Here is an 11,982-nt window from a genome sequence, read left to right on the forward strand (position 1 = left end):
TCCCGGCGTCCCCGGAGCAGCGCCGCCCGCGGCCCCCGGCACGGACCATGATGTCGGGGATGACGGAGGGAGACGAGGAGCGGTCGACGGCCGACGGACGGGTGGTGGCGGCCATCCTCACGCCCGACCAGCGGGTCCGGGTGTTCGTGTCGTCCACGATGGAGGAGCTGGCGAGCGAGCGGGTCGCGGTCCGCGACGCGGTGGAGCGCATGCACCTGGCACCCGTCCTCTTCGAGCTCGGTGCCCGTGCCCACCCGCCTCGGACCCTCTACCGCTCGTACCTCGAGCAGAGCCACGTGTTCGTCGGGATCTACTGGGAGCGCTACGGCTGGGTGGCGCCGACCATGGACGTGTCCGGCCTCGAGGACGAGTACCTCCTCGCCGGCGCCAAGCCGAAGCTGATGTACGTCAAGCGCCCCGCCCCCGGACGGGACGAGCGGCTGGACGAGCTGCTGGACCGGATCCGCGACGACGAGGCGGTCGCCTACAAGGCCTTCTCCGACGCCGAGGAGCTCGAGGCGCTCGTCACCGACGACCTCTCGCTGCTGCTGAGCGAGGCGTTCCTCGTCGAGACCGCCGAGGACCGCCCGCGCCGGCCGCGCTTCACGTTGCCGAACGACGCCACCACGTTCATCGGTCGGTCGTCCGAGCTCGACGACGTCGAGGCGCTGCTCCGGACCGACGACGTCCGGCTCGTCACGCTCACCGGCCCGGGCGGGATCGGCAAGACGAGGCTCGCGCTGCGCGCCGCGTCGAGGGCGGCCGACGGGTTCGACGAGGGCGCTGCCTTCGTGTCGCTCGCGTCCCTCGCGGACGACCGGCTGGTGATCGGTTCGATCGCGTCCGCGATCGGGCTGCGCGACAGCAGCGGCGCAACCGCCGAGAGCCTCCTCGCCGACCTCGCGGATCGCTCGCTCCTGCTCGTCGTCGACAACTTCGAGCACGTGATGGGGGCGGCGGACGTGTTGCCGCGGATCCTCAGCGGGTCGCCCCGGGTGAAGGTCCTGGCCACGAGCCGGGAGGCGCTCCGCCTGCACGCGGAGCACGAGTACCCGGTGCCGCCGCTGACCCCGACCGACGCGATCGCGATGTTCGTGGAGCGGGCGACGGCCGTGCGCCCCGACTTCTCGCTCGACGACGCCGATCCCGAGGTCGTGGCCCGGCTCGGCGAGCGCCTCGAGGGCGTGCCCCTCGCCATCGAGCTGGCCGCGGCGCGCACGCGGCTGCTCGCGCCGGAGGCCCTGCTCGAACGGCTCGACGACCGCCTGGACTTCCTCGTCGGCGGCCCGCGCGACCTGCCGGAGCGCCAGCAGGCGCTGCGCTCAACGATCGAGTGGAGCTACGACCTCCTCGACGAGGGGGAGCGCCGCCTGCTCGACGCGCTGGGCGTGTTCGTCGGGAGCTTCCCCCTCGCAGCGGTCGAGGCCGTCGCCCCGGCCCTGGACGCCGACCCCCGCGACGCGCTCGACCTGCTCGCGTCGCTGGTCGACAAGAGCCTGCTGCGCGTCGAGCCGACCGCGGGCGAACCGCGGTTCCGGATGCTCGGGATGATCGCCGAGTTCGCCCGGGGTCGGCTGGCGGCGGGCGCCGACGCGGAGGCGGTGGGGGAGCGCCACGCCGCCTACTACCGGGACCTCAGCCACGAGATCGGTCGCGGCGTCGTCGCAGGCGACCAGCAGCGCTGGCTGGGCGTCCTCGGCGACGACCACGACGGCGAGGCCGGCAACATCCGGGCCGCGCTGACCTGGTACCTCAGCCACGGTCGCCTCGAGGACATCGACGACCTCGCCGACATGGCCTGGTCGCTGTGGGTCCCGGCGTGGATCAACGGGCGGATCGACGAGGGCCGGCGGATCGCCGGTGCCGCGCTCGACGCCGGGAGCGACGTGTCGGACCGGTCCCGCGCCCGGCTGCTGGTCGTGCTCGGCCTGTTCCAGATGTGGGCGGGCGATCACGAAGCGGCCGCGTCCGTGCTCGACGAGGGGTCGCGCATCGCCCGTGACCTGGGCGACGAGGAGGTCCAGGTCGCCTCGGTCCTGGCGCGCAGCATGATCGCCGGCCCGCTCGAGGGCGAGGACCGGGCCGAGGAGCTCGCCGACGAGGCCGTGACGACGTTCCGGCGGCTCGGCGACGCGTGGGGCGAGGCCGCGGCGCTCAACGTGCTCGGATGGGTCCGCGTCGCCCAGGAACGCTTCGACGGCAGCGGCGACCTGCTGGCCCGGACGCTCGATGCGTCGGTCGCGGCGAGGGACGAGCAGTTCTGCGCGCTGGCCGAGGTCAACCTCGCGGAGTACCGGCTGCACTGCGGCGACGTCGACGGCGCGGTGGAACTGCTGGCGTCGTCGACGCGACGCCATCGAGCGCTGCGGCTGCCGTACTCGGTGGCCTACCTGCTGGAGGCGACGAGCCGCGTGGCCGTGGCCCGGGACGACCTGCCGCGTGCGGCTCGCCTCCTGGGCGCGGCGGCCGCTCGGCGGTCCGAGGCGGGGGTGTCGGTGTGGGGCAGCCAGGCCGAACGCCTCGAGCGGTTCCGCGCCGACGTCCGTGCCGCGCTCGGGGCCGACGGGTTCGACGCGGCGCTGGGGGAGGGGTCCCGCCTGTCGTACGACGACGCGCTCGCCGAGACCGATCTCGGCGACTGATCCGCCCTCGCCCTTGTCGGGCCGGGTGCCGATCGCCCATGCTCGTGGGACGGGAGGGAGCCGTCGTCGAACGGCCCCGGGAGGTGGACAGTGGACCAGCCCTTTCGCGTGGGGGACGACGTGCACGTGCTCCCGTCGCAGCTCGTGGTGCCGGGCGTCGGCTCCATCCCCATCAACTCGTTCGTGCTCCTGTCCGACCAGCCGGTGCTGGTCGACACCGGGCTCGGGGTCGACGGGGACGAGTTCGTCCGCGCCCTGTCGACGGTGATCGATCCTGCGGAGCTGGCGTGGATCTGGCTGTCCCACGACGACCTCGACCACACCGGGAACCTCCGCACGCTCCTCGAGCTCGCCCCGTCGGCGCGTCTGGCGACCCACGGCCTCGGCGCGCTCCGGATGAACTCGTCGTGGCCCGTCCCCCTGGAGCGGGTCCACGCCCTGGCCCCGGGCGATCGGCTCGACGTCGGTGACCGGCAGCTCGTCGCGCTGCGGCCGCCGACCTACGACAACCCGATGTCGACCGGGTTCCTCGACGAGTCGACCGGCACGCTCTTCCCGGTCGACTCGTTCGGCGCCATCCTCGGGGGCCCCCACCAGGCGTTCGACGAGATCGCCGACGACGAGCTGCTCGCCGGCATGACGGCGTGGGCCACCTTCGATTCGCCGTGGCTGCACCTGACCGACCGTGCTCGCCTCGACGGGGTGCTCGGCGAGCTCCGCGCGATCGGGGCCGAGCGGATCGTGCCGTCGCACCTCCCCCCGGTCCTCGACGGGGCGGATCGACTCCTCGACGTGCTGGCGACGATCCCCGACGCCGAGCCGTTCGTGCCGCCGAGCGCCGACGACTTCGCCGAGGTGGTCGCGGCCATGACCGCCCCGCCCGTCGCCGCGCCCTGACCGGAGGGGCCCGCCCGAACCGGCGTCGGTCAGGCGAGGAACGGACCGACGAGCGCGCGCAGCGCGTCGGTCCGCTGCATGACCTCCGTGTGGCGGGTGTCGGGGAGCACGGCGAGCCGGCAGTCGGGGAAGAGCTCCAGCATCTCCGCGGCGTGGTCGAGGCGGACGAAGTCCTGGTCGCCGATCACGAGGAAGGTCGGTGCGGCGACCGACCGGATCTCATCCGCGCTCCACCCGGCGAAGTCGTGGACCACGGGCTGCATGCGCTCGAGGAACGGGAAGAAGTCGGCCGGCACCGGCGCCACGGCCTCGTACGCGGCCTGCCACGCCGCGAACTCCTGCTCCGTCGGCAACCGCGGGTCGTCCTGCTCGGGTGCGGTGATCTCGGGGTGGTAGCCGTCGGGCCGGATGTTCGACGCGGCGAGGACCAGCCTGCGGACCGAGGCGGGGTGGCGGACGGCCAGGCTCGTGGCCGTGAGCGCGCCCAGGCTGAAGCCCCAGACGTCGACGGGCCCGCCGCCGGCCACGCGGTCGATGACCGCGGCGACGTCGTCGGCGAATCGGTCGATCGACATGGCGCGGCCGGTGTCGGGCGTGTGGCCGTGGCCCTGGAGCTCGATGCCGATCACCCTGCGGCCGTCGCCGAGCCACGGGAGCACGTCGTCGAAGCTGGCGCGGAAGGTGAGGATGCCGCCGTGGAGGGCCACGAGCGGCACGTCCCCGGGATCGCCGTGCTCCTCGTACCACACGGGCTGGCCGTCGATGTCCTCGTAGGGCATGTCGGACGACGATAGGCCCACGCCGCGCCGGTGGGCGCGTCGACGAGACTGCTGCGATGGCCGAGAACACCACCACGACCCGCCGCCCCGGCGACCCCATCCCGCTGCACGACCTGCTCGACCTCGAGTTCCTCGACGCGGTGGAGGGATCGCCCTTCGCAGAGGTGCGGATGCCGGTCCAGCCGAACGCCTTCGGGTTCACCGCCAACCTCCACGGCGGCGCGGTCGCCACCGTGGTCGACTGCGCCTGCGCGCTGGCCGTGGCCCGGGCGGTGGCGTTCGACCCGACGGCGGAGTCGCTGGTCACCGTCGACATGCACGTCCGCTACCTCGGCCGGCCGCGCACCGATGCCGTGGTCGCCCGCGCCGAGATCGTGAAGCTCGGGAGCACGATCATCGTGGTCGAGTGCAAGGTCGTCGACGAGGGCGGCCACGTGGTCGCCAGCGCGGACTTCTCGATGATGCGGGTGGCGCTGCGCGAGCCGCTGTCCGACGCGGTGGTGGGACGACCCGGCGACGTCGACCTCTAGGGCCGCGGGCGGGTCCCGACCGGGCGTCGCCGAGCGCCGTTCGGCGCCTCCGGGCCGCGGTACCGTCGTGGCCCAGCGCACGTGCCGGAGGGGAGGTCGCGGTGCACGAGCCGGGGTCACATCGCGACGCGCACGTCCCGGCGTGGCCGGCGCTCATCGGGCGCGACGAGGCGGTCGAGCACGTCGGTCGACTCGTCCGGCGGCCCGACGTGCGGCTCGTCACGGTGACCGGTCGGAGCGGGGTGGGGAAGTCGGCGCTGGCCTCGGCGGTAGCGCGGGTGATCACCGCCGAGGACGGCCTGGGCATCGTCCGGGCCCAGGTCGACCGGCACACGCCGACGTCCGGCGCCGAGGAGCTGCGGGCGGCCCTCTCCCTGGCGACCGACGGGCCGGCCGGCCCGGTCCCGACGGGCCGTCGGCGCGTCGTGCTGCTCGACGGGGTCGAGGCGGTGGCCGAGGCGGCGCGACTGGTGGCGGGTGCGCTGGCCGACGACGAGGGCCTCACGGTCCTGGCCACGAGCATCGTGCCGCTCTCGCTGCCCGACGAGCACGAGGTCGTCCTGCCGATGCTCCGGGTCCCGGGGCCCGACGACGACACCGTCGACGCGCAGAGGGACGCGCCCGCGGTCCTGTTGCTCCTCACGCGGATCGCCGAGGCGACGGGCCGCGGCGACCACCCGCTGGACGACGTGGTCGCACTGGCACGGCTGCTCGACGGCCTGCCCCTGGCCCTCGAGCTGGCGGCGGCGCGCTGCGCGGATCTCACGGTCGGGGAGGTGCGTCGACAGGTGGAGATGCTCACCCCCGTCGGCGCCCTGCTGGGCGGGGCCGACCCGGCGGTCGCCCACCACCGTGACCTCCGCTCGACGATCCTCTGGACCTACGAGCTGCTCGACGACGAGCACCGGGAGGCGCTCCGCCGCCTGGGGGTCTTCGCCGGGTCGTTCGATCGCCGGGGCGTCGCCGCGGTGACGAGGCACCCGGCCGAGTGCCTGGACGTGCTGGTCACGACCGGGCTCGCACGAGCCAGCGCGCCCCGCTCCGACGTGGAGCGCTTCGAGCTGGTGCCGTCGGTCAGCCTGGTGGCGCGCGAGCTGCTCGCCGCCGAGGGCGATCTCGCCGCCACCGAGGAACGGCACGCCGCGCACCTCCTGGCCACCGCTGCCGCCGCCGCGCCGGAGCTCCGCTCGGCGAGGACGCCCGAGGTGCGGCGTCGCCTCCTCGGCGATCTGGACGACATCGCCGCCGCCGCGCTCCACCTCGGACGGGCGGGCCGTCGGGAGGACGCCCTGCGGATGGTGGTCGACGTCGCGCTCCTGTGGGAGGAGTCGAGCGCCGCCGCCCTCGCGGCCCGGCTGCTCGGTGAGCTGCTGCCCGGGCCGACCGAGGACGCCGGCGTCGACGAGCGCGTGCTGGCCGAGGCGTGGGCGCTGACGAGCAACGTCGCGGTGTGGGGCCAGCGACCCGTCGAGCGGCGTGCCGACATCGACGAGGGGCTGGACAGGGCGGTCGAGCTCGCCCGCGCCGAACGGACGCCGTCGACGCTGCTGGTGACCCTGCGATCACGCGTGCCGTGGGACCTCCTCGTCGGCCGGCCGGAGGTCGCGGCGGTCTCGGCAGAGGAGGGGCTCGCGCTGGCGCGAGGGGCCAAGGACCCGTGGTGGGAGTGCCAGTTCCTCGGCCTGGCCGCGGCGGCGACGGTGATGGCGGGCGACACGCGGCGGGCCCGCGAGCTGGCCGTGGAGGGCCGCGACCTCGCCCTCCTCGAAGGTGACACCGCGCAGTTGCTGCGCCTCTCCCACATCCTCCTGGGGACCGGTGGGGTCGAGGCGTCGGCGGTCCCCGCCCCGATGACCGAGGAGGAGCTGGTGGTGCTGGCCCGACGGGTGGGCGACCCGCACGCCGAGGGGATGCTGCAGGTCGGAGCCGCCGTCCGCGGCGCGTTCGCAGGGGAGCTCTCGATCGCCGCGGAGCACCTCCACCTCGCGCTCGACGTCGGACGGCGGCACGGGCTCTGGTACATCGAGGAACTGGCCCTCGTGGCCACGGTGCTCGTCGCGACCCTGGCCGGCCGCGCCGACGATGCGGCCCGGCTCCACGGCGGCCTGCACGACGTGCTGCCGGGCCTCGAGCGGGGCATCCCGCCCGAGACGATGCAGCTCTACGGGTTCGCGCTCGACCGGGCCCGAGCCGTGGTCGGCGACGCGGCGTTCGACGCCGCCGTCGCCCGTGGCCGCCTGCTCGACTGGGAGGAGGCCACCTCGCTCGCCGCTGCGCTGTGCGACGAGGTCCGGGTCGGTCCCGAGGTCGTCGCGCCGGCCGACGCGCCGCTCACGGCCCGACAGGTCTCGGTCACGGAGCTGATGGCGACAGGCCGCACCAACAAGGAGATCGCGGCCGAGCTGGGCCTGCGCCCCAAGACGGTGATGCACCACACGTCGGAGATCTACCGGCGCCTGGGCGTGCGCAACCGGACCGAGGCGGTGGCCGAGGCCCGTCGCCTGGGCCTGCTGCGACCGTCCCCGTGAGCCGGCCGGGCGGCCCGGCCCGCGGGGACGGCCACCGGCGAGAGCGGACGCACGGGTCCCTGGGACCCGTGCCGAGCCGCCTATGACATCGCCTCGTGCGCGAGGTCGCTGATCCGCTGGTCCGCGGCACGGATGACGCTCGAGCGGTCCTTGTGACCGGCCTCGAAGCTGCGGATCGCCCGCACGTCCTCCGCGTCGTCCAGTCGTGCGATCGCCGCGATGATCTTCGAGGCGGTCAGGTTCTCGTACCGTGCGATCGGCAGCTCCTTGGCCGAGAGGACACCGAGGTCGGCACGAGTGCGGTGCAGCGCGGTCACCGCGCCGTCGTCGTCGAGCTCGGCGGCCTGCTCCTCGGCGCTGCGCAGGAGGGTGTCCCGTCCGGCGACGATGCTCTGCTGCGCGACGTCCCGGGTGCGGCCGAGGCGCTCACCCACCCGATCGGTGATGCGGTCGGCGACCGCGATGCTGCGGTTGATGCCGGCCACCACCGCACGCGACGGCAACGTGGCCACGCGCTGCCCGACGGCGGCGGTCGCCTGCAGCGGGGTCGGCTGGAGCGCGGACGGACCGCCCATCGCCACCTCGCCGAGGCGGGTCTCGATCCACTCGACGGTGGCGACGTGGGCAGCTTCGACGTGCTCGAGCGTCCGGACGACGGCGCGCTCGTCCTGGGCGTCTGCGAGGACGCGGGCGAAGGCGGCGCGGTCGCGGAGCTGGTGCTCCAGGGCGAGGTCGGCCATGAGCGCCTGGGTGATCGGCATGGCCTGGTCGAGGACCTGCGTGCGCGCCGCGGTGAGCACGCGGTCGAGGGCGACGCCGAGCAGGTCGGGGACGCCGCCGAGCTCGGTGATCGCCTGCTGCAGGCCGACCCGGCGCACGTCGGCGTTCCGGGCGTTCTGCAGCAGTTCCTGGCGGACCTCGTCGTCGCGAGCCTGGGTGGAGCGGCTGCGGGCGATGTCCGCCTCGATGGCGGTGAGTCGCAGCAGGCCGTTGAGCTCGATGAGCAGGTCGGCGGTGGATGGCATGTCGGTCTCCATCGGAGGTCGGGGTGCCGGCGTCTCTCGCCGGCGGTTCGCGCTGACTACCCGGATCCGCCGACCCCATCTCTCCCGGCGCGGCGACAGGTGTCACCTTCGATCAGCGAGGGCCAGGATCGGCGACGAGGTCAGGGCCGGAGCGGCTCGACTGGATCGTCCCGATCCGGGTAGCGGGAGCGCATGGATCGACCACGGGCCGGGCTGCAGCACCGCGAGATCGCTCAGGAGGCCGGCCTCGGCCGCCTGTCGGTCGTGAGCGTGCTCGCCGGGGTGGTCACCGCGTACGGCACCTTCGCCATCGTCGCCTCGATCGTCGGAGCCGTCCTGTCGGCGGTCGACGTCGACACCGAGTTCCGCAGCAACGACTGGACCGGCAGCGGCGCGGTGGCGGCGCTGGCCACCGCCGTCACGTTGTTCGTCGCCTACCTCTTCGGCGGCTACGTCGCCGGCCGCATGGCCCGCCGCGTCGCCGTCCTCCACGGTGTCTGCGTCTTCGTCCTCAGCCTCGTGCTCGCCGCGGTCGTCAGCGGCCTCGTCGCCCTGCTCGCCGACGACGAGGAGCTCCGGTCCAACCTGCGCAGCATCGGCATCCCGACGACGACCGACCAGATCACGGGCGTGGCGATCGCCGCGCTCGCCGTCTCGGTGGCGGCGATGCTGGTCGGCTCGGTCCTCGGGGCGACGCTGGGCGAGCGGTGGCACACGAAGCTCGCCCGTCGGGCGGCCGACCCGGCGATCGGGCCCGCGGCGGAGCACCGTCGGCGGGCCGAGGAGCTGGACGAGCACCGCGACGAGCGCCTCGGCCAGGACCCCGCGGTCGCCCGCCCCGCACCGGTGGCCCCCTCGACCGATCCGCCGGCGTGGACCGGGGACGGTCCGCCCGCGGCACAGCCCAGCCCGTCGGCGGCGCAGCCCGAAGCGCCGGCAGCACAGCCCGGCCCGCCGGCATTTCCGCCGGCGCCGCCGCCGCCCGGCGCGGCCCAGCCGCCACCCCCTCCGCAGGTGACGACGCAGCGCTGACCGGCGCGCCGGAATGCCCCGGCCCCTGAGGGCGTTCTCAACCCTCGATGAGCGCCGAACAGGTTTCGGGCCGGCTCCGGAGCGGTCTCCCCACCGAGACGCAGCTCGAACGGGACGCCGACCTCCAGCAGGGTCCGACCGCCAAGGACTACGAGCGCCGGTGGTGGACGCTCGGGGTGCTGTGCATCAGCCTCGTGATGATCGTGATGGCCAACGCCAGCCTGAACGTCGCGTTGCCCACCCTCGCCGAGGACCTCCGCACCGGGTCGAGCGGCCTCCAGTGGATCGTCGACGCGTACTCCCTCGTGTTCGCGGGCCTGCTGCTCACGGCGGGATCTCTGGGCGACCGGTACGGGCGACGGCTCGCGCTGAACGGCGGCCTGGTCGTCTTCGGCGCAGCGTCGCTCGTGGCCGCGCTCTCGAGCTCCGCCGGTGCGGTGGTCGCGTCGAGGGCGGTCATGGGCGCCGGGGCTGCGTTCGTCATGCCCGCGACGCTGTCGATCCTCGCCCACGTCTTCCCGCCTGCCGAGCGGCCCCGGGCGATCGCGATCTGGGCCGGCTTCGCCGGCGTGGGCGTGGCCATGGGCGGCGTCGTGAGCGGCGCCCTGCTCGAGGCGTTCTGGTGGGGCTCCATCTTCCTCATCAACGTGGTCGTGGTCGTCGTCGCACTGGTCGCCGGCTTCTTCCTGATCCCCCGCTCGCGGGAGAAGATCCACGCGCCGCTCGACCCGCTCGGCGCCGTGCTGTCGATCGCGGGCCTGGCCTCGCTGGTCTACGGGATCATCGAGGGACCGGAGAACGGCTGGACCTCGACCGAGACCCTCGTGACCTTCGCGATCGCCGCAGTGGTGCTGCTCGCCTTCGTGTGGTGGGAGCTGCGGGCCTCCGAGCCCATGCTGGACCTCGGGTACTTCCGGAACCCGCGCTTCACTGCGGCGACGACGGCGATCTCCCTGGTGTTCTTCGCGATGTTCGGCTCGTACTTCCTCTTCACGCAGTACCTGCAGCTCGTGCACGGCTACGACGCCCTGTCCGCCGGCGTCCGGATCCTCCCCTGGGCGCTCGCCTACCTCCTGTCCGCCACCCAGTCGGCGAAGCTCGTCGAGCGGTTCGGCCAGCGGTGGGTCGTCGCGTCGGGCCTGACGATCGCCGGGTTGGGGATCGCGCTGCTGGCCATCACGAGCAGCGTCACCGCGAGCTACTGGTGGTTCGCGATCGCGGTCGTCGTGCAGGCGCTGGGCATGGGCATCACGACCGCCCCGTCGACCGGGGCGATCATGCGGTCGCTGCCCCTCCACAAGGCAGGCGTCGGCTCCGCGGTCAACGACACCACCCGGGAGCTGGGCGGGGCGCTCGGCGTCGCGGTGCTCGGCAGCCTGGTGGCGTCGCAGTTCCGCTCCTCGATGGACGGGATGGTCGGCGACCTCCCGGCCCGCGCCTCGAGCTCGCTCGCGGACGCGCTGCAAGCGGCAGCCGCCGCCGGCGGCGAGCAGGGCCAGCACCTCGCCCTTGTCGCCCGGACCGCGTTCGTCGACGCGTTCACCTCGACGCTCTGGGTCGCCGCGGTCGTGGTGGTGGTCGCCTCGTTCCTGGTCGGCTGGCTGCTGCGGCCGTCGGCGACGGCCCGAGCCGACGCGATGGTCGCCGAGGAGGAGGCGTCGACCCCGCCGGTCGACGCCCCCGCCTGATCCCCGGCGCCGGGTGGCCGCTCGGCACAGGCGCACGGCGCGGTCAGGACGGCAGCTGCTCCCAGATCGCTCGGTGGACCTCGATGGACCACCGGTCGATGCGCTCGCGGTCCGGTCCCGCCCGGTAGCGGACGTCGGACTCGAGGTCCTCGAGCTGCCGGTCGAGCTCGAGGACCCGCTGCCACCACTCCTCGAACGGGACGTCGCCCCGACGGACGGCGCGGAGCCAGTCGGCGGGCTCGCCCTGGACCGGCAGGCGCAGGCCGCCGGTCGTCACGAGCTCGATGCCCTGGTAGCCGAGGCGTGCGCAGTGCATCGCGTACTTGGTGTCGTAGCCGTGCGCCTCGATGAGCTCCTCCCGCCGACCGCCACCCCGCTTGCCGTGCCCGCCGCCTCGGAGGCCGAGGAGCTTCTCGGCCTGGGACTGCATGTAGCCGCGGTAGCGGGGGATGACGTGGCGTCCCACGAACGCCGCGCCGAGAGACTGGAGCGCCCGGCCCTCGTCGGTCGCCATGTCGATCGGGGCCCACAGCGCCATGAGGATCGACGGGTTGCCGCTCGCCGCGAGGCGGAGGAACCGGCGGAGCGAGTAGAGCGTGCGGTCGACGTCTCCCGGGCCCGAACGCGCACCTTCCGGTTGCGTCCGCTGCATCACGGTGCGGAAGCCGTCGGGGTCGAGCCCGAGGACGAGCTGCGGCGGTTCGACGACGACGCCGAGCTGGTCGTAGTCCTCGCCGCCGGGGATGCCGGTGCCGTGCGCGGTGGAGCCGACCTCGACGAGGAGGATCGTGGTGGGCGGGAGCTCGGGGAGCGGCAGCGGTCCCATGGGCGTCCTCTCGACGTGGGCGGCACGGAGGTCCC

The 11,982-nt window shown here is 74.2% G+C and carries 9 protein-coding genes; 6 read left to right on the plus strand and 3 right to left on the minus strand.

Translation table 11 applies throughout. From position 1 onward, the window contains the following. Positions 1-59 precede the first annotated feature (59 nt). Together LH044_RS16750 and LH044_RS16755 are read left to right on the plus strand one after the other, a co-directional pair. Positions 60-2,642 carry an ATP-binding protein gene (locus LH044_RS16750; protein ID WP_227756732.1) on the plus strand — a complete coding sequence of 861 codons (2,583 nt, stop codon included), beginning with the start codon at positions 60-62 and terminating at the stop codon, positions 2,640-2,642. A 108-nt stretch (positions 2,643-2,750) separates the two neighbouring features. Next, entirely contained in the window at positions 2,751-3,539 is a 789-nt protein-coding gene (locus LH044_RS16755; protein ID WP_227756733.1) for an MBL fold metallo-hydrolase, read from the plus strand. Between the two features lie 29 nt (positions 3,540-3,568). Here the strand turns inward: LH044_RS16755 and LH044_RS16760 are convergent, their stop codons facing one another. Further along, positions 3,569-4,318, minus strand: a complete 750-nt coding sequence (locus LH044_RS16760; RefSeq protein WP_227756734.1) for an alpha/beta fold hydrolase — start codon at positions 4,316-4,318, stop codon at positions 3,569-3,571. 56 nt (positions 4,319-4,374) lie between these two features. Here LH044_RS16760 and LH044_RS16765 point away from each other — a divergent pair, with 56 nt between their 5' ends. Both LH044_RS16765 and LH044_RS16770 read left to right on the plus strand, forming a co-directional pair. Further along, entirely contained in the window at positions 4,375-4,848 is a 474-nt protein-coding gene (locus tag LH044_RS16765; RefSeq protein ID WP_227756735.1) for a PaaI family thioesterase, read from the plus strand. Positions 4,849-4,949: 101 nt separating this feature from the next. Further along, a complete protein-coding gene (locus tag LH044_RS16770; RefSeq protein WP_227756736.1) occupies positions 4,950-7,376 on the plus strand; it encodes a LuxR C-terminal-related transcriptional regulator in 2,427 nt (808 codons plus the stop codon). Between the two features lie 80 nt (positions 7,377-7,456). Here LH044_RS16770 and LH044_RS16775 read toward each other — a convergent pair whose 3' ends face one another. Further along, on the minus strand, positions 7,457-8,401 hold the full coding sequence (locus tag LH044_RS16775; RefSeq protein ID WP_227756737.1) for a DUF8129 domain-containing protein: 945 nt from the start codon (positions 8,399-8,401) through the stop codon (positions 7,457-7,459). A gap of 192 nt (positions 8,402-8,593) precedes the next feature. Here LH044_RS16775 and LH044_RS16780 point away from each other — a divergent pair, with 192 nt between their 5' ends. Both LH044_RS16780 and LH044_RS16785 read left to right on the plus strand, forming a co-directional pair. Continuing rightward, entirely contained in the window at positions 8,594-9,433 is an 840-nt protein-coding gene (locus LH044_RS16780) for a hypothetical protein (RefSeq protein WP_227756738.1), read from the plus strand. Between the two features lie 47 nt (positions 9,434-9,480). Continuing rightward, on the plus strand, positions 9,481-11,121 hold the full coding sequence (locus LH044_RS16785) for an MFS transporter (RefSeq protein ID WP_227756739.1): 1,641 nt from the start codon (positions 9,481-9,483) through the stop codon (positions 11,119-11,121). A 43-nt stretch (positions 11,122-11,164) separates the two neighbouring features. Here the strand turns inward: LH044_RS16785 and LH044_RS16790 are convergent, their stop codons facing one another. Continuing rightward, entirely contained in the window at positions 11,165-11,947 is a 783-nt protein-coding gene (locus LH044_RS16790) for a DNA polymerase beta superfamily protein (RefSeq protein ID WP_227756740.1), read from the minus strand. Positions 11,948-11,982 lie beyond the last annotated feature (35 nt).

It is taken from the genome of Dermatobacter hominis (assembly GCF_020715685.1).
GTDB lineage: Bacteria > Actinomycetota > Acidimicrobiia > Acidimicrobiales > Microtrichaceae > Dermatobacter > Dermatobacter hominis.